11 protein-coding genes and 2 pseudogenes are annotated in these 18,813 nt (G+C 64.9%); 3 read left to right on the forward strand and 10 right to left on the reverse strand.

What is annotated here, in order from left to right; all coding sequences use genetic code 11:
* Positions 1-23: 23 nt before the first annotated feature.
* From AEB_RS15020 to AEB_RS15040, 6 genes and pseudogenes are all read right to left on the reverse strand, one after another.
* Positions 24-1,832 (reverse strand): hypothetical protein, encoded by a 1,809-nt coding sequence (locus AEB_RS15020; RefSeq protein ID WP_119083860.1) that lies wholly within the window; start codon positions 1,830-1,832, stop codon positions 24-26.
* A gap of 88 nt (positions 1,833-1,920) precedes the next feature.
* Positions 1,921-6,138 (reverse strand): putative Ig domain-containing protein, encoded by a 4,218-nt coding sequence (locus tag AEB_RS15025; RefSeq protein ID WP_145985316.1) that lies wholly within the window; start codon positions 6,136-6,138, stop codon positions 1,921-1,923.
* A 49-nt stretch (positions 6,139-6,187) separates the two neighbouring features.
* Positions 6,188-7,399 carry an HlyD family efflux transporter periplasmic adaptor subunit gene (locus AEB_RS15030; RefSeq protein WP_197714442.1) on the reverse strand — a complete coding sequence of 404 codons (1,212 nt, stop codon included), beginning with the start codon at positions 7,397-7,399 and terminating at the stop codon, positions 6,188-6,190.
* Positions 7,396-8,091: pseudogene (locus tag AEB_RS18650) on the reverse strand (ATP-binding cassette domain-containing protein); the annotation flags it as partial. The gene AEB_RS15030 and the pseudogene AEB_RS18650, both read right to left, overlap by 4 nt.
* Positions 8,092-8,379: 288 nt before the next feature.
* Positions 8,380-9,501 (reverse strand): annotated as a pseudogene (locus AEB_RS18655) (ABC transporter transmembrane domain-containing protein); the annotation flags it as partial.
* Positions 9,502-9,629: 128 nt separating this feature from the next.
* Positions 9,630-11,009 carry a TolC family protein gene (locus tag AEB_RS15040; RefSeq protein ID WP_172593122.1) on the reverse strand — a complete coding sequence of 460 codons (1,380 nt, stop codon included), beginning with the start codon at positions 11,007-11,009 and terminating at the stop codon, positions 9,630-9,632.
* A 595-nt stretch (positions 11,010-11,604) separates the two neighbouring features.
* Here AEB_RS15040 and AEB_RS15045 point away from each other — a divergent pair.
* The gene (locus AEB_RS15045) at positions 11,605-12,300 is read left to right on the forward strand and encodes a Crp/Fnr family transcriptional regulator (protein ID WP_119083864.1); all 696 of its coding nucleotides are present in this window, start codon (positions 11,605-11,607) and stop codon (positions 12,298-12,300) included.
* On the opposite strand, the gene AEB_RS15050 is transcribed toward AEB_RS15045, so the two are convergent.
* Entirely contained in the window at positions 12,301-12,972 is a 672-nt protein-coding gene (locus tag AEB_RS15050; RefSeq protein WP_119083865.1) for an OmpW/AlkL family protein, read from the reverse strand.
* A gap of 205 nt (positions 12,973-13,177) precedes the next feature.
* Between AEB_RS15050 and hemN the strand changes: the two genes are divergently transcribed.
* Entirely contained in the window at positions 13,178-14,491 is a 1,314-nt protein-coding gene (gene hemN, locus AEB_RS15055) for an oxygen-independent coproporphyrinogen III oxidase (RefSeq protein WP_119084678.1), read from the forward strand.
* Between the two features lie 79 nt (positions 14,492-14,570).
* Here hemN and AEB_RS15060 read toward each other — a convergent pair whose 3' ends face one another.
* The 3 genes from AEB_RS15060 to AEB_RS15070 form a co-directional block, all read right to left on the reverse strand.
* The gene (locus AEB_RS15060; RefSeq protein ID WP_119083866.1) at positions 14,571-16,028 is read right to left on the reverse strand and encodes a carotenoid oxygenase family protein; all 1,458 of its coding nucleotides are present in this window, start codon (positions 16,026-16,028) and stop codon (positions 14,571-14,573) included.
* Positions 16,029-16,123: 95 nt separating this feature from the next.
* Positions 16,124-16,978 (reverse strand): class III extradiol dioxygenase family protein, encoded by an 855-nt coding sequence (locus AEB_RS15065; RefSeq protein WP_119083867.1) that lies wholly within the window; start codon positions 16,976-16,978, stop codon positions 16,124-16,126.
* Entirely contained in the window at positions 16,975-17,361 is a 387-nt protein-coding gene (locus AEB_RS15070) for a protocatechuate 4,5-dioxygenase subunit alpha (protein WP_119083868.1), read from the reverse strand. Before AEB_RS15070 ends, AEB_RS15065 begins: the two co-directional genes overlap by 4 nt.
* Before the next feature lie 131 nt (positions 17,362-17,492).
* Between AEB_RS15070 and AEB_RS15075 the strand changes: the two genes are divergently transcribed.
* Positions 17,493-18,812 carry a spinster family MFS transporter gene (locus AEB_RS15075; RefSeq protein ID WP_119083869.1) on the forward strand — a complete coding sequence of 440 codons (1,320 nt, stop codon included), beginning with the start codon at positions 17,493-17,495 and terminating at the stop codon, positions 18,810-18,812.
* The last annotated feature ends 1 nt before the right edge of the window (position 18,813 follow it).

Raw genomic sequence — 18,813 nt, forward strand, 5'->3', positions numbered from 1 at the left:
TTCAGATGAGGCAGGTATTATTACTAGCCGCCTGCAAAAACAGGCGTTGTAGAGTTGAGGTACGAGGCGACATCAGCCGGCGTCTCTCGCCAGCCGCCGCCGATGTCCAAATCGAGATACGATTGGCTGCTATTGGGAAAGGGCGCCGCACCATTGTAGGTGCCGAAATCGACGCGCGTATCGTTCGGGAATGTGTCGCCGCTCTGGAAATAAGTGTTGGCCAGATCCCAGCCGGCGACGCCGTTCTCCTGATTGTCGAGATATACGAAATCGTCGGCGCCGAAGTCGGTGGCGCGGACCCAGAAATCCCATGTGCCGATGTTGCTGCCCGCCTGGCGATCGGTCGCGGCGAGCGCAATACCTCCCCCGGAAAGGCTGCCGATCGAGGTCGGTGCTGCGACCGCAGTATTGCCTACGCCATCGATGCCGACCCACTTGTAGCTGGCCATCAGAGCGCCATCCGCCCCCATCATGTACGACTGGGTTGCGCCGGTGACGAGCGCGGCGCCCGTGCCGACCGTATTGGGCGTCACCGTGGAGAAGCCGCCCGTCACATAAGCCGCATTGGTGAGGCCCGAGGTCGCACTGACGATGAGGCCGGCGTCGATCTCGACGTGGTAGTTGTTCGACAGATCGAGGTCGTACAGGGGATTGATGGTCAGTTTGTTGTCGGAGAATGTGAGCACGTCAGCCAGATTGACCGCAACGCCATTCCAGCTTGCGGTCACCACGCCGCCCGCCACGGTCACCTCCAGCGTCTGCGTATGATCGACGGCTTCGCCGAGCGTGCCCGAATATCCGGCCTTCGCGGTCGAATTCGCATCATTGACCACCGAGATGTGATAGGTGCCGTCGGCCGCCGTCAGCGCGAGCGTTTCACTGGACGTGAAGACCAGATTGGACCGCACATCGAGTTCCGTGACGCCATCGAGAGTGGACTGCAGCCGGATGTCCAGCCCCGGCGTCACCGTTACGGCGTCGTATCCCGACAGGGCCGACAAGGCGACGTTCGCGTCGAGCTTAACCGCACTGCCCGCCACCTGGGAGCGCACAGCGCCATCGGCGAACACCAGCTGGTCGTTGAGCGTGTTGCCGCCTGCCGAGACGATCACCGTCTCTACATGGTCGCCCACGTTCCGCGTGAACGTCATGCGGGTGCCGGTGACGGACTTTGCGTAATCGCTCCAGTGTCCACGGAAATAGACAACGTCGGTTCCGCCGCCCAGCGCTGTCGCGTCTACCGTAGCGCCATCGGCGACATAGACGACGTCGGTGCCCGCATTGCCGAGCACCTGGAACTTCACCCCAGGAGCCGAGAGGGCGATGGTTTCACCGGTCGCATCGAAAGAGACGACCTTCACGGTTGAAGACAGATTAGCGCCTGGCGCTGCCGCGCCGGCGGGGTTCAGGGACGTCTCACCAGCCGGGACCGGCAGGGGATCGCCCTTGGAGACATGGTTGTACACGGCGTTGGCAGCAGCCGCGCCATCCGCGAAAACCAGCACGTCGGGCGTGGTTGCCGAATTGGCGCCCGCAAGGTTCACGGTCTCCACCTTTACGCCGACCGTCCGCGAAAGGGTCAGCGTGGCCCCGCTGCGGGTCAGCGTGTAGTCAGCCAGCGAACCCCCGAAATAGATGCGATCGGCGCCACCGCCCGTGCTGAGCGAATAGGTAGCGCCGGGACGCACGAACAGGGCGTCGACGAACGACGACCCCAAAAACTGGATATCCTGCCCGTCCAGCGACAGCGTGCCGTAGTCCAGCTTGTAATCGATAAAGCTCGAACCGTCGCCATCAGACCCGAGGACGATGTATTTTGAAGTCGTTGCCATAGTCGTAACCCCCTGAAATTGGCGCGGTCGATCCTAAGAGACCGCCAGTCAGCAGGGCCGGGAGCGAACTCGCCCCCGGCCGCTCCTGTTATCCGCCCACGAACAGCGGCGTCGGGCTGTTGAAGTGGGACATCACGTCCGCCGGTGTCTCGCGCCAGGCGCCGTCGATATCGAGATCGAGGAACGACTGGCTGCTGTTCGGGAAAGGCGCTTCGCCATTGTAGGTGCCGAAGTCGACGCGGGTGTCGTCCGGGAAGGTGTCGCCACTCTGGAAGTAGGTGTTGGCGAGGTCCCAACCCGGCACGCCGTTTTGCTGATTGTCCAGATACACCAGATCGTCAGCGCCGAAGTTTGTCGCGCGAGCCCAGAAATCCCACGTGCCGATTCCGTCGCCGGGCTGCCGATCGGTTGCGACCAGAGCAATGTTGCTCGACCCCAGGCTGCCGAGCGACGTCGGGGCAGAGACGGCAGTGTTGCCGATGCCGTCGATGCCCACCCAGTTGTGGCTTCCGACGGACGTGCCGCTGTCATTCATCATGACAGAAGCTGCCGCGGTCGCCAGGCTCGCGCCCGGGGTGACGGTGGCGAAGGCGCCGCTCGTGTAGCTGGCATTCCCCAGGCCGGACGTGTCGCCGACAAACAGCCCGGCATCGATCTCGACGTGATAATTGTTCGAGAAGTCGAGATCGTAGACCGGGTTGATGATGGCCTTGTTGCCGGAGATCGTGAGCACATCGGCGAGATTTACCGTGCTCCCATTCCACGTCGCCGTGGCCACACCGCCGCTGACGGTGACAATCAGCGTCTGCGTGTTGTTGATCGTTTCGCCGATCGTGCCGGAATAGCCGGCCTTCGCGGCGGTGTTTGCGTCGTTCGAGACCGAGATCTCATAGACCCCATCCACGCTCGTGAGATGGACGTTCTCACTGCCAGTGAAGACCAGGTTCGATCGAACATCGAGATTGGTGATACTGGTCAGGTTCGTAGAGAAGGTCGGAACCGAAGCCTGCGACACGGTGAAGTCATCCGACACCGACAGGCTGCCGTCGGAGGCAGTAACCCGCACGGTCAGAGGACTTGCCAGGGCCGGAGCCGACGACGCCGTGAAGCTGTGTGTGGCCGCATCGAAGGTCAGCCACGACGGCAGAGCCGACAGAGCCCCCCCGCTACCAACCAGTTGGGCCGTGTACGTCAGCGTGTCGCCGTCCACGTCGCTGAAGCTGTTCGACGGAACGGTATAGTTGAACGCCTGCCCCTGAATCGTCGTCTGGTCCGCCAGGGCCTGCGCCAGAACCGGCGCTTCATTCACATTGGCGAGGTTCACCGTGACGCCCTGGGTCGTCTGGTTGCCGGCCACATCCTCCATCATGACATTGATCGTGTAGCTGTGGGGCTGCGTCTCATAGTCACGAGGCGCAGCAAAGCTCAGCACACCCGAAGAGTTCAGCGTAAACAGACCGCTGTCTCCTCCCGGGGCCAGCATCCAGGTAACCGCTTCGCTGGCGGAGAGAGTGGCGACCGCAGTGGCGTTCTCGTTGGCGGTGAAGGTCGATGTCGTCAGCACCGGAGGCGTGCTGTCGAGAACGAACGGCAGTGCGTTGTAGGTAACAAGCTGCCCTGAGGCAGGAGAGACCTCCTCACCGGAGTTTACGCCTGTGACACCGGCGAAGTGAAGCTCTGCCACCCTCACTTCCGTGGAGTCGGTCACGGGCATTTGCGCCGTGAAAACGAGCTTTGTCGGATCGTTCAGCTGTGCCGTGGCTGCCGCATCGAACGTCGCCAAGGGGAAGTACTCGCCGTTGCCAACGACGCGGAGCACCACTTCGGGAAGCGAGTTCGAGGAATAGTTGACGCCCTCGCTTAGGGTGACCGTGAACGTCACGGCCGAACTGCCCGCCGCAATCGCCGTGTCCGCCGTGATCCCGGTGACCACCGGCGCGCTGGCGATCGAAAGGGTGAAATCGTCGGAGGCAGACAGGCTACCATCAGAGGCCGTAACCCGGATGGTGATCGGATCCGTCATCGCCTGGGCGGAAGTGGAACTGATCTGGCCGGTTTGCGCATCCACCGTCAGCCAGTTCGGCAAGGCAGAGACATTCCCCTGCGCGTCCACCACCTGGGCGGAGTAGGTGAGAGCGTCGCCATCCACGTCCGAGAAAGCGCCGGCGGGGATAGCGTAGCTGAAGGGCTGATCGGCGATAGCCACCTGATCGACGAGCGGGTGGTCCAGAACCGGCGCTTCGTTGACGTTGCCGACGTTGATCGTCAGCTGCTGCACGCTCTCGTTACCCCAGAAGTCCTTCGCCGTGACTTCGAGGTACCAGGTGTGATCCGTCTCGTAATCCAGCGGCGCGACCAGCGAAACGACGCCGGTCTGAGGATTGATGCTGAAGAAATCCTCCACGTCGTACGACGCCATGGTGCTCGGCCCGCTTCCCCAGTTCAGGGAATACGTCACTGCACCGGCAGTGTCCGACGCAGCGGCGGTGTGGATCAGCGTGCCAACCGCAGCGTTTTCCAGGACAGTCGCACTCGCCGCGGGCGCCGCGAAGGCGGGGCCGGCCTGATCATCGACCATGCCCAGCTCCTGCAGATGGGTCACCGGCAGGGCGGCATTCGCCAGCGCGCTGTTGTGCAGGACGATTTCCGAGAAACCGGCCACCAGAACCTGGGCCAAGTAATTGCCATTCGCCTGCCCCAGGTCAGCGAGCGTCGTGTCGGCCCCCTTCGCAGTGGAGGTGATGGCGTCCACGATCTGCTGAATGGCCTGATCGAGGGTAAGGTTTTCCCGATGTGCCCAGCCCTGCAGCGCAGCGAGATAGACGCCATAGACATTTGCAGTGGCGGACGTGTCCGCACCGGCGCTGTCGATCACGAGCTTGACCATCTGGTCCACCAACGCCCCATCACCATCGGTGAACAGCGTGGCGACGGTGGCGTTGGCGTTTGCGACCGCTTCGGAAGACACGCCGCCAAGGTTGGTCGTGCCCTGCGTCGCCAGCTCCGGAGACATCAGGCGCGTGCTGACCTCGGTGAGCGGCGTGATGTTGATCGTGACATCCTGGCCGGCCGTCACCGTGGCCACGGCGCGCAGCATCACGTCGATGTCAGCCTGCGTGCCGGTGGCTTCGTCGAGATAGCCTTGCGAGTTGGTCGTCGGATCGACTGCGGAGAACAGCACGAGACCAGTGTAGCCCTTGAACGCCATGGTGAAGGCGCCGGTGGCGTCCGTGACCGCCGAGCCGAGGAGCGTACCATCGGCCTTGTAAGCCATGACTTCGATGCCGGCGATAACCGGACCGGCATAGACATGCCCGGAGATGAAGTTGCTGCTGTCGATGGACACCGGCCGCGCCGCGGTTGCGGAGGCGTTGCCAGCCGCGTCCGTCGCGCTTGCGGTGATGCTGTAATCGCCGTCGGCCGGAAGCTCGGCGGGGGCGAAGCTGGCGGACCAGCTCCCGTCGGCACCTGCGGTGACTGTCTTGGTGGTCGCACCCCAGGTGATCTTCACGCTACTGCCGGCTTCGGCGGTGCCGGAGACCGTCACGGGCGCCTGCGTCTCGCCCTGGTTGACCACATCATCGCCGGCCACGGCGTTGATCACCGGCGCTGCGGCGGCGGTTTTGTCGACCACGATCGCATTAGCTATCTTGCCGACTTCGCTGACCTTGCCGGTCGCGTCCTTCTGACGGACCTGCACGGCGCCGGCGGCATAGCTGCCTTCAGCCAGGGTGAAGCTGCTGCCGGCACCCGCGGTCCAGCTTGCGCCGCCATTGGTGGAATATTCCCAACTGCTCGTGCCGGCAAGGGCGGACACGTTGATCGTGCCGTCCTGCGTAATGAAATCGCTGGCGGAACTGCCGGTATCGGTCTTGAGCATGAGGCTCGGCGCGCCGAGGACATCCTCGCCGTCACCGCCGTTGCCGTCGAACGCCAGGATTCCACCGCCGATGGCAGCGGCGCCGCCGAGGATATAAAGGGCCGGCTGCCAGGACAAGCCGCCGCCACCGCCGCCAGCACCCCCTGCCTGCTCCGCCCCGTCGGCCTGCGCGGCTTCTTCCTGTCCGCCACCCTGCGCAGCGTCCTCTTCGTCCACCTTCTTGATCTTGTGGGCCCGCGCCTTCTTCGCCGAAAGCTTCGCGGGTGCCTCGGCCTGCGCAACCATGCGCGCAGACTGCTGCGGCATCGCACGACCTTCTCCCGCAGCGGCAACCGCCTGCTCGGCTGACTGCCCACCGCTCTTGGCGGCTTGGGCGAGGTTGGCCTGGGCGTTCTCCTGGGCCTGTTCGGGCGCCGTTTCGTTCATCTTTGTCATGTCTTATGCTCCCTGATATTTCGTGCCGGACGTCTTGGGGTCAGTGCTCCCCGAGCGCCTCGTCGAGTGTCTTGGTTATGGGTTTGGTGAGGTAGGTGAGCACCGATCGCTTGTTGGTGCGGACTTCCACGGTGGCGGTCATGCCGGGGCTGACCTTGATCGTCTTCCCACGCTCCGACCGGATCCCTTCGTCCTTCAGCCGGATGTGGACGCGGTAGTAAAAGGTCTCGTTGCCTTGCGGTCCTCGCTCGCTGAGAGCATCCGGGCTGATGTAGGAGACCACGCCGGGCAGGCTGCCGTAGATGCTGGGATCATAGGCATCGAGCTTCACCTGGGCGGGTTGCCCGAGCTTGACGGGCCCAAGGTCTGCCGGGTTGAGCTTCGCTTCCACGATGAGTTCGCTGGTGGTGGGCAGCATCTCGAGGATCGGCTCGCCCGCCTGCACCGAAGCGCCCAGGGTGGTGACGTTGATCTTCGTGATCTGCCCGTCATGCGGGGCGCGCAGCTCGGTATAGCCGAATACTGCGGAGCGTTCGCGCAGCGCCTCTTCCTGCGTAGCGAGGTCTTCCTCCGCCTTGGCCATCTCGGTCTGGGCGTCCTGGAAATACTTGTTGCGGGCGTTGACGATCTGCCCGTCCAGTTCAGCCACCGCGCGCTTGAGCCGGATCACCTCGGCCTGCCCGACGTCGCCCGCCGCCAACAACGGCTGGGTGATGTCGAGCTCCGCCTGAACGAGACGGCGGCTCTGGACGAGTGCGGCAATGCCCTCGTTGAGGGCCTGGCGTCGGCGGACGAACAGCTCGGTCTGGTTCTTGCGGAATGCGGGATAGGCGTCGAGTTCGGCCGGGAACGCCAGCGCGTCACCGTAAACCTCTGCTCGCAGTCGGGCGAGCGTCGCCTTGAGAGCGGCCACTTTGTTGCGACTGTCATCATAGGCAGCCGAGGCGCGGCTCTGATCCATCAGCGCCAGCAGCTCGCCCTTGCGGACCATCTGCCCTTCTTCGACGCGCATCTCGGCCAGCACACCGTTGTCGGCCGCCTGGATGACCTGGGTGCGAGCCTGCGCGATGATCTGCCCACGCGCCCGGGCCAGCTGGTCGATCTGCGAAACGCTGGCCCAGACGAGCAGCGCGATAATGCCCAGCGCGGTAATGACGATGAACCAGCCTGAGGGACCCAGCGGGAGCCGCTCGAAGCGCTCTCGAACGCTGCCGCGGCCGGCGACCATCGCGTGAGAGTTATCCATCTTCATGCTATGTTTCTTTCATGAGAAGCCGAGGCCGCGGCCGAGGGGTGCGCCCCAGGCGCCGGCTGAGCAGGGGACCCCTGCCGCAGCCGCTCGATCACCGCGTCGCGCGGACCGTCCAGCGCCACGCCCTGGGGCGTCAGCACAATGAGCCGGTCGATCAGTTCGAGCAGTCGCAGCTTGTGCGTGACCAGCACCAGCGTCTGGCCCGGCTGAACTGCGGCACGCAGCGCGGCCAGGCAGCGCTCCTCGGTGCCGTCGTCCATGGAGGAGGTGGGTTCGTCGAGCAGCCAAAGCTGAGGGCGTGCCAGCAGCAACCGGGTCAGCCCGACAAGCTGACGCTGTCCGCCGGAGAGGCCGCTGCCACCCTCGGCAATGCGCATGTGCACACCCTCGGGCCGCCCCGCCAGGAACCCGGCCAGGCCGGTCGCTTGAACCGCCGCGACAATCTCGTCGTCGCTGACGTATGGAAGGCCCATGGTGAGGTTGTCGCGCAGCGTGCCGCTGATCATGCGGGCCTGCTGGGGCAGATAGCCGATCAGTTCGGCGCGCCTTTCGCCTGCGACATGCTGCAGATCCAGCCCGTCGAGCAGGACGTGACCGCGCTCCGGCTTGACGAGGCCGGCGAGCAGCTTGAGCAACGTGCTCTTGCCCGATCCCACCGCCCCCAGGATGCCGACGCGTTCACCGGGTGCGATGGTCAGCGCCGGCAGCTTGAGCGGCACCGGCTGGGAAGCCCAGGCAAACTCCAGGTTGGCGACCTCGATGCGCCCCTGGACGCTTTCCGGCACGAGCGGAGCCTCGATCCCGTCATTGTCCTGCTCGGAAGCGTAGAGCCGCTCGAGATTCTCGAGCGCGACCTTGGCATTGGCGCCCTGCACCAGCAGGCCGGGAATGGCGTTCACCGGCGTCAGCACGCGGCCCGAGACGATCGAGCAGGCGATGATCGCGCCCACAGTCAGGCTCGTAGTCGTCGCTGCCAGATAGGCGCCGGTGGCGACCATGCTGACGTAGCTGATTTGCTGGATCAGCCCGGAGATATAGCCGGCCTTCTCGTTAAGGTGGCGGATCTCGGTCATTTCGTCGGCAGTGCGGCGAGACAGGTCGTTCCAGCGATTGCGCAACTGCCATTCGCCGCCGCTCGCCTTGAGAAACTCCGCGCCCTGGATGGCTTCGACGAGCAGGCCGTAGCGCTGGTTGCCGACGAGATTTTCCCGCGCGCTATGGGCCTCGATGGCGCTGCGCGATCGCAGGCCAGCGGCCACGGCCACGACGAACGCCACCGCCGGCACCGCCGCCACATACGGGCCGCCGATCAGGAAGATGATCGCCAGGAAGAACAGCGCGAAGGGCACATCGGTGAACAGGTAGAGCTTGCGTGCAACGACGAATGCCCGAACCCCCTCGTAGCCGCGCACCTGCGCGGCGAACGTGCCGACGCTGGCGGGGTACTGGTCCAGCCGGGTGGTGAGCATACGCTGGAAGATGCTCTGAGCCGCCTCGAGGTCGATCCGATGCACTGCCTTGTCGACAATGGACGAGCGAGCCAGCTTGAGCGCGAATTCGATGCTGATCGCGATCGCCGTGCCGATGGTCAGCACGATAAGCGTCGAAACGCCGCCCTGGCCGATCACCCGGTCATAGACCTGCATCGAATAGAGCGATGTCGCCAGCACCAGGATGCTGCCGAGAGTGGATGCCAGCGCGGCCATCACCACCCAGTGCCTGTCCACATGCATGATCTCGTCGAACACGGCACGGGCGGTCCGCTGATGCGAGACATCCGCACGGCGCGTGACGCCGGCAAACATGGTCCCTTCCGGCCAGTCCTGCATGCGCTCGCGGCCGTTCGGCCCCTCGCACAACCACGTTCCGTCAGCGCGCCGGTTCGCGACGAACCGGTATCCCGCCCCCGGCACCAGCGCGATCATGGGCAGGTCGGCCTCGTCGGGCTGGCGCCGCCAGCGCGACAGCCTGAGGCGCAGCGTCTCGCACAGCGAGAGCGCCGCTCGCGCCGCCACGCGGCTTTCCTCGCCGGGGCCGGTAGCCTTCAGCATGGCGCGCACGCGGCGGCCATCCCGGCGGGTGAGCCCTCCCTGGCACTCCATCGCCGTCGCCAGGCGCCCGCCCAGCCAGATCACCCCGTCGGCAAACGGGGTTGCCGGCGGCGGCGATGCGATGAAGGCCCCCTCTTCCGCCACGCCATCAGGCGAGACATCGGAGGTTGGCGCTGCGATCAGTTCCACGGAAAAGCTCCTTCCTTCAGGCGCAGGCGGTATCGCGCCACCAGAAGCTGGACCTGCGCATCCGTGAGGCTGCGTTCGATGTCGGTCTGCTCCCGGGTGACGTTGAGAACGTCGAGCCAGCTGCGCTTCCCTGCGAGGAACATGCGGTTGTAGGATTCGAAGGTCTGCTGCTGCACGGTGCGGCTGACCTTCAGCTCTCGCACCAGGCTGCTTGCCGCGCGCCAGTTCGCCAGGTCCGCGGCGACTTCGGCCTGCAGATCGGCCAGATAGGCATCGCGGGCGTTGCGCGCCGCGCTTTCCAGCGCCTGCGAAGACCGAATGCGCTCGACCGCACCCAGCCCCGCCCCGAAGGCGAACCGCACGCCGGCGACCACGCGGGTTTCGGGCAGCGAGGAGGGGTAGTAGCGATCGTCGGCGAAGCGCTGCTCGGCGCGCGCATAGATGGTCGGCATGATCGCCGTCGACGCGACCCGCGCCTCGGCCTTGGCCACGCCGATCTCCTTTTCGGCCCTCAGCAGCGCCGGATTGGTGTCGATGCTGCGGTCGAACAGTTCCTGCGGCGGGAACTCCAGCGGCTCGTCCGCCTCCTCCCCGCTATAGGCCACGTTCTCCGGGCCGAGGGGAAGACCGACCAACTGGCTGAGAGCCTCGGCGGCCGACTGTTCGATCGCGCGATAATTGGTCAATGTGTTGCGCGAGAGGCTCAGGCGCGTGAGCACGAGATTGTGGTCGACCGGCGCAGACAGTCCGGTGGCGACCCGCCGGCCCATCATGCCCTCAAGCTGTTCGAGGCGGGCGATCTCGCCCTCATAGACCTGCGCCCCGAGGTGCGCCGCGAGAAGCCGACCATAGCTGTCGATCACCCGCAACGCGATCTGGTAGCGCGTCGCCTCGATCGAGGCCTCGGCGACCGAGAGGCGCGCCTTTGCTGCCTTCACGCCCGCGCCGATCCGGCCGAAGGTCCAGACCGGCTGGGTGAGCGTTCCTGTGACCACATAGCCATGCTGTCCGCGCTCGCTCTCGATCGAGGGCGACGGGAAATACTCCCACCGCGCGGCGGACACGTCATAGGCGGAAGCCCGGGCATTATCGCTCTGCGCGAGCACCTGCGGGTTCGTCTGTGCGGCCTGAGCGATCAGCCGGTCCAGCGACCAGGTGTCATGATCCGCCTGGACCAGCGCGGCATCAGAAGGCTCCCTCGCGGCAGTGACACCCGCAGGCGGAAGCTGGGCGGCGAGCGGAGAGCCGGTCAGCGTCGCCAGCGCGAAACATGCGCTCGCCAGGTTCGATCCGGTGTGGGCGAGGATGCGCGACCGACAACCTTTGGTTGCGGGGCCGCTCCTCGTCCCCCCCTGCAGATACGAAAGCACGGTGCAATTTCCTGTTATGCAGTGAGCATTGTTGGGGCGGGCGAGATCGCTGCCGAGCGACCACTGTAAAGGGTCGTGCAAGTCGACAGCGAAGGAAGAGGTCGAACCGCTTCGACGTATCTCCGCAGACAAGACCCATCTTCAATCAGACTAACCATAAAACCGGCCACGATATTCCCCCAAGAGCTGCACTTGCACTGCATGACGAGGAGCTCTATTCGCCCTAATCAGCAACAAATACTAAGCCCAATATTTACGCAAACACCCATCATTGACGAATGAATTATCTACGCCCCTGCGTTAAACAACTAATCCCAAAGGGCCAGACTCCCGTCAACTCAAAAGCCCTCAACAGGTAATTCCACTTATTATATTGGTACTAATTGGTGAATTATATTCTCCTTTTTTATTCAAAGGCTTGATGTAAACGTCTGTCGAAACGAAACCTTCAACTAAGTATTGGCCCCTAGCCTTCTTCTAAGGAGTACCACCTATGCCGTGGGGCCGCGCTTGCCCTCGGTCCAACGCCCCGCCCCGCGCTGCCGCACGGCTCGCCCGATTGTCGGCTTTGCGCCGCTCTGTTAGGCAGCGCGGCATGACGAGCTGCGACACATGCGTTGTGCGAAACCGGGCAATCTGTTCCGCCCTCGACTCCGGGGAGATCACCGCGCTGAGCCGCATGGGCCGCCGACGGCGCCTGAAGGCGAGCGAGCCGCTGATCTGGGAGGGGGACGATTCCGTTCTCGTCGCCAATGTGATCGAAGGCGTGCTGAAGCTTTCCACCAGCACCGAGGACGGGCGCGAGCAGATCGTCGGCGTGGTCTATCCGTCAGATTTCATCGGCCGGCCCTTCGGCGCGACCACCCGCCATTCAGTGACGGCGCTGACGGACGCCTATGTCTGCGTGTTTTCGCGGGGGGATTTCGATGGCTTCGCCCATCAGCACCCGGGGCTGGAGCACAAGCTGCTGCAGCGCACGCTGGCGGAGCTGGACCGGACGCGGCACTGGATGCTGCTGCTCGGCCGCAAGAGCGCCAGCGAGAAGATCGCCAGCTTCCTGCTCGATATGTCGGAACGGTTGAACGAGCCGGGGTGCGAGGCGCCGTCCGGGATGCGCGACGCCTTCGATCTGCCCTTCTCGCGCCAGCAGGTGGCCGATGTGCTGGGGCTGACGATCGAGACGGTGAGCCGGCAGTTCACCCAGCTCAGGCGCGAAGGGATCGTGGATCTTCCATCGCGCCGCGCGGTCGTCATTCGTGACCGCGCGGCGCTGGAAGCATTGGCAGGCTGATCAGAAGCGGAAGCCGACGCCCGCGCTCAGCACCCAGGGATCGACCTTGTGCTTGGTCTCGATCACCTTGGTGCCATCCGCATACCAGCTGGCCGTGGTGTTGATGAAATAGCGCTTCGCATCGAGGCTGACGACCATGCCCTTGCTGTTCACCGGCACGTCGATACCCGCCTGCAGCGCCAGGCCCAGCTCATCCGACATCTTCAGCTTGTCGGCACCCAGGCCGCGGGCAGCCTTGCCCGGCTTCTCGTCGATCCAGATGAAATAGGCCGGGCCGGCGCCCACGTAGGGGGAGATGCCGCCGGCGTTGAGATGGTACTTCAGCGTGAAGGTGGCGGGCACCAGCTTGGCATCGGACACCAGTTCCGCCCCCGGAATGCCGGCCGTCGCGTCCACATCATGCTGCGTCACGCAGCAGATCGTCTCCAGCGAGATGGCGGGGGTGAAGAAATATTCGATCGCCACGGTCGGCACGACATTGTCGTTCGCTTCGGTCTGCGTGCCGGCGGGCAGGCCGACCAGATCCAGCTTCACCTTGTCGATCTTGCCATCGGGCAGGACGGCGGAGCCGAGCACCTTCACCTGCAGCTTGCCCGGCGCGTCCTGCGCCATTGCGGGAGAGGCAAGGCCGGCGGCGGTGGCGAGTGCGGCGATGGCGAGTGCTTTGCGCATGGTACTTTCCTTCTCGTGCCGCTGGTCCGCCCTGTGCGGCCCCCATTTATCTCTGCGGCGTGAGATGCCGATGCGCCTGGCTGCGGCGGCGAACATTGATCCGGCGCAAACTGCGGACCCTGGGAAATCTACGGAGCGGCAGGGGCCGGCGCGCCCATTGATCGAGCGCAATGCCCCGCCCCGCCGACTCTGCGAGACGGGCTGCATGTGGTCCTATCATCCCGATCTGCTCGCGACCCCGGTGCCGCGCTATACGAGCTTCCCCACCGCGGCGGAGTTCGGCCCCGACATCGGCCCGGAAGATCAGGCGCGCGCGCTGCAGGGTGCGGAGGGCGATGTTTCGCTCTACATTCACATCCCCTTCTGCGAGAAGATCTGCTGGTATTGCGGCTGCAACACGGGCGCCGCCAATCGCCGGCAGCGACTGGCGAGCTACCTCGACGCGCTGCATAGCGAGATCGCCCTGGTGGGGGGCTTGCTTCCCGAAAATACCCGCATCCGCCGCATCGCCTTTGGCGGCGGCAGCCCCAATGCCATAGCGCCCACCGATTTCGTGCGCCTGTTTGATGCGCTGACCATCTATCTGCCGCTGGACGCGCCGACGATTTCGATCGAGCTCGATCCTCGCACGCTGACGCCTGAATGGGCGCCGGTGATCCGTGCGATCGGCGCCACCCATGCCAGCCTGGGCGTGCAGACCTTCGCCCCCCGCCTGCAGGAAGCGATCGGCCGGGTGCAGCCGCTGTGCATGATCGACCGCAGCACCCGGTTGCTGCGCGAGGCGGGCATTACCTCGCTCAATTTCGACCTGATGTACGGCCTGCCCGGCCAGACCGATCGCGACCTCCGCGAGACGCTGGACCTCGCCGCGCGCTTCGGTGCCGATCGGATCGCGCTGTTCGGCTATGCCCATGTGCCGCATCTGATCCCGCGCCAGAAGCAGATCGACGCGCGCGCCCTGCCCGATGGCTACGAACGCTTCCGGCTCGCCGCGCTGGGCCACGGCCAGCTGGTGAACGAAGGCTATGTTCCCGTGGGCTTCGATCACTTCGCCCTGCCCGGCGATCCGCTGGCGCAGGCGGCCACGTCCGGCCGGCTGCGGCGCAATTTCCAGGGTTTCACCGATGATCTGGCGCCGGTGCTGATCGGCCTCGGCGCCTCGGCGATCAGCAGCTTTCCCGATCTGCTGGTGCAGAACGAGAAGAATTCGGGCCGTTACAGGATGCTTCTTTCGCAGGGGCGCCTTCCCGGTACGCTGGGCAAGGCGCGCTCTCCCGACGACCGGATGCGCGGCGCGATCATAGAGGCCCTGCTGTGCCAAAGCCGCGCGCGGGTGAGCGACAGCTATTTGCGCGAAGCGTGGGACCGGCTGGCGCCCTATGTCGAGGCCGGGCTGTGCATGGCCGGCGCCGGTGAGCTGGAAATCGTGCCGCGCGGCCTGCCCTATGCCCGCAGCATTGCCGCCGCCTTCGATCCCTATCGCCAGCATTCGCCGCGCCGCTTCAGCTCGGCTGTCTGAGCGCCCGCTCTCTACCAGACACAAAAAATGGGCGATGGCCGCGCGACCATCGCCCACAGGCTGGAGAGTTCGTGCGGGTTCAGGCAGCCAGCTTGTCCGCCCCCGCCCAATTGCCATGCAGGCCCTGGCGCAGCCGGATCGGCAGCCGGGCACGGCAGATCGGGCCGGCGGCCACATTCAACGCATCGAAGATGCACAGATCCGAATAGTTGCGGACGTGATCGTCAACCAGGGCGATCAGATAGCCTTCGCCCTCCGCCGCATCGGCCGAGCGCGGGATGAAGCAGGGTTCCTGCAGCGCGCCGTCCGGCCCGCACCACCAGCTCTGCTCCTGACCCGTCTGGTGGTCATAATGCGTCAGCGAATTGATCACTCCCGCGAAGGGTCCGGGCGGGCCGTGATAGGGCTTGTCGAAATCATAGGTGATCATCCAGCCGTGGCGATAGGGCCGGCCGGCGAAGCGATCGTCGATCCGCGGAAACTCGCCCGGCATCCGGCCGATCGGCTCCACGCTGGTAATCTCGTCGCTGTTGGAAGCGAGATCGACAGTGAAGCGATGGAGCCGGGTGATTGCCTCCTGCGGATTGAACGGCCGCCCGTCCTTCTCGGGAAAGAACGGCAGGCTGCCGGTGTCGCTGATCGGCAGGTCGAAATGGATCTTCGTGCCGTCCTGGAAGGCGTTCATCACATGGCAGCCGCATACGCTCGGCTCCAGCCGGAACCAGCGCATGTCGCTGCCGTCCCCATCGCGCCGCATCACGCCGAGGTAGAAGGGCAGCGCCCGGTCATAGAAGAAATGCGGCCGGTGCTGCTCCAGCGTCTTCCAGTCGGAGTGATAGGGCGAGACGTTGAACACCGCGTAATCGCCGGCGATGCAGAAATCGTGCAGCATCGTGTAATAGGGCACGGCAAAATCGGCCTTGCGCACCACGCGCCCTTCCGGGTCCAGCTCGAAATACTGGCATGCCTCGGTCAGCGGGCCATCCACGGCATAGCCGAAGCCGCAGAAATTGCCGGTGACGGGGTCGATTTTCGGATGGGCGGTGAAGGTGGGGATGGTCAGCTCCCCGTTGAAATCGGTGTAGCCGTCCGTCTCCAGCGAGATCTTGTCCATCAGCAGGCAGGGGCTGTCCTCCTTCATGGCGAACAGCTTGCCGGCGTGGACCAGCACATTGGTGTTGGCCGTGCCGCGGATCTGCCCCTCCACCGCGGAATCGTCGGTCAGCGGATTGCGGTACTGACCGAACAGGCTGCGGCCCGCGGCATTCTCCAGCTTCCACTTATCCGTGTGCGCATACCGCTGGCGGAAGGCGATGCGGCCGTCGCGGATGCGGAACATGGTGACCATGCCGTCACCGTTGAAGAACTGGTCCTGCGGGTAGAGCGGCGGAAACTGCGGATCGGGGTGAACGCGATAGAAGGCGCCGTCCAGCTCGGCCGGCACTTCACCCTCCACCTCCAGATCCGCGATATCCCCTTCGAGCCGGACGAGCCGGAGCACGTCCTGATACAGCTGCTCCTGCGGAAAATGTACCATGATCCTCTCCCTTACTAACGATCGTTAGAATGGGGGAGACGGCGGGGGCGGTCCTTGATGCGGATCAAAGATCGCCCCGGCCGTTTGCACGCTCCTCAAGCCGCCACGGTAGCGCGGCTTTCCAGCAGCAGCGTGGCGGCTGCCGTGTTGGAGATCGGGATGTGATAATTGCGCGAAAGCTCGCGGCAATTATCACCCAGCGCGGCGCGGGCGGCGATCCAGTTGAGGATTTCAACCCCCTGGCTGCCGGCCAGCTCCACGATTTCCAGCGTGGAATGCTGCAGCAGCGCATCGGGATCGGACGCCAGATGATCCATGCAGAACCGATCGTAATCCACGTTCAGATGGCCTGCCCGCTGGCCTTCCAGCTGATGCGACAGGCCGCCCGTGCCCATCACCACGATCTTCTCGTCGCCCTGCCAGCTGCGCAGGGCGCGGCCCACGGCAAGGCCCAGGTCGCGGCAGCGCTTGGGGCTCGGCAGCGGATGCTGCACGGTGTTGATCGCGATCGGCACCAGCTTCACCGGGAAGGCTTCGGCATCCGGCCAGGCGAGTTCGAACGGCACCGCCACGGCATGATCCACCAGCATCTTCTGGCACATCACCGGGTCGAATTCGGAATCCACCACTTCCTCGATAATATGCCAGGACAATGCGGGAATGCCCGGAAAAGGCTTGGGAAATGCGAGGCCCCAGCCTTCATCCTCGTGGCGATATTCCTCTGCCGCGCCGATGGCGAAGGTGGGCATCTTGTCGAGGAAGAAGTTCAGCCCGTGATCGTTGTAGAACACCACCGCCACATCGGGCTTTTCGCGCGCCAGCCAAGCATGCACTGGATCGAACCCGTCGAAGAAGGGCTTCCAGTAGGGATCCTGCTGCAGGCCCCGCGCGATCGCATTGCCGATGCCGGGAACATGGCTGGTGAAGATGCCGCCGCAGATCGTGCTCATGCCAATTCTCCCTCGCGAATGGTGATGCCATGCGAAAGCAGCATGGCCTTGAAGTCTTCCACCGACATGCCCGTCTGCAGCGCGCCGAGATCCTGCACATTGAGGCCGAAGATGCCGGCCAGCTTCGCGAGGTAATAGACGTTGCCGCCCGCCTCCAGCATGGCGAGCACGTCGCGCCGGCGCACGGCGCCCTTCTGTTCCTCCGTCAGATCGAAGCGGGCCATGTAGCCTTCCTCGTCCGCGCGGAAAGCATCGCGATTGGCCGCGTCATTGAAGGAATAGCACATGGCATTCAGCGCGAAGCCGCGCATCGCCAGATTCCCGTCGAAGGGCTGCGTGCCCGGAATCTCGTGCTTCTGTTTTGCCAATGCAGCCACCGCCATGAGTCTCTCCTTCTGTGTCGAGCCTCCATGCTGCGGCCTTGAGAGGAAGTCCTTGCGCGAGATCAAATGCACAGCGGCCTTGCCGCCGCCCCGCCTTTCGGGCCAAATGGCTGCAGGGAGAGACACGACATATGGCACAATCACAGGCCGGTCTGTCGCCGGCGCGCAGCTGGTGGGCGATCTTCATCTTCACCATCGCGCTGATGTTCAACTATCTGGACCGGCAGCTGCTGACGCTGCTCATCACCCCGATCAAGGCCGATCTCGGCGTTTCGGATACGCAGGTGAGCCTGCTGGTGGGCTTTGCCTTCGTGCTGTTCTACGTGCTGGCCGGCATTCCCGTGGCGCGGCTGGTCGATCGCGGCCCGCGCAAGTGGATCGTCGGCTTCGGGATCTTCTTCTGGAGCGTGATGACCGCGGCCTGCGGGCTGGCGCAGAATTTCTGGCAGCTCACCCTGGCGCGCATGTGCGTGGGCATCGGCGAAAGCTGCAACGCCCCCGGCACCTATTCCATGGCCAGCGACATGTTCCCGCGTGACAAGCTGGCGCAGCCGATATCGGTCATCGGCATCGGCACGGTGGCGGGCAGCGGCATGGCGCTGCTGGTGGGCGGCTGGCTGATCACCTGGCTGACCGACATCGGCCCGCAGAGCTTCCCGGTGGTGGGCACGCTGAAGCCCTGGCAGATGACCTTCGTGCTGGTGGGCCTGCCGGGCGTGCTGTGGGCGCTGCTGATGGTGGCAACCGTTCCCGAGCCGCCCCGGCGGGAGGCGGCGGGCGCGGCCACCCCCGGCTTCACCGACGTGCTGCGCTTCCTATGGAACCTCGGCGCGACCTATGTGCCCATGTTCCTCGCCAATGGAATCAAGGCGATGCTGAGCTTCGGCGTGGCGGTGTGGAGCCCGGTCTTCTTCGAGCGCAAGTTCGGCTATGCGCCGGGTGAGCCGGGCCCGGTGCTGGGCATCATCTCGCTGGTCGTCTCCCCTATCGGGCTGGTGCTGGGCGGCTATCTCGCCAGCCGGCTGGCGGCGGCCGGCTACAAGGATGCCAATATGCGGATGGTGTGGCTGGTCACCATCCCGCTGATCCCGGTGGCGATCCTCTATCCGCTGGTGCCCAACGCCACGCTGGCCTTTGCGCTGGTGGGCGTCTCTCTGTTCCTCGGCTCGCTCGGCTCGGGCCCCGCCAATGCGGCAATCCAGGCGGTGACACCGGGGCGGATGCGCGGCACCACCACGGCGCTTTACATAGCGATCTACAATGTCCTCGGCTACGGCCTCGGCCCGCTGGTCGTCGGGCTGCTGAACGATCATGTGTTCGGGGAAGAGGGCGTGGGTTATTCCATGGCGGTGCTGGCCTGCGTGGCCGGGCCGCTGGGCCTGCTGATGGCCTGGCTGGCGCTGAAGCCCTATATGCACGCGGTGGAAGCCGCCGAAGCGCGCGGGGATTGAG

Origin of the sequence: Altererythrobacter sp. B11 (genome assembly GCF_003569745.1) — a bacterium.
GTDB lineage: Bacteria > Pseudomonadota > Alphaproteobacteria > Sphingomonadales > Sphingomonadaceae > Croceibacterium_C.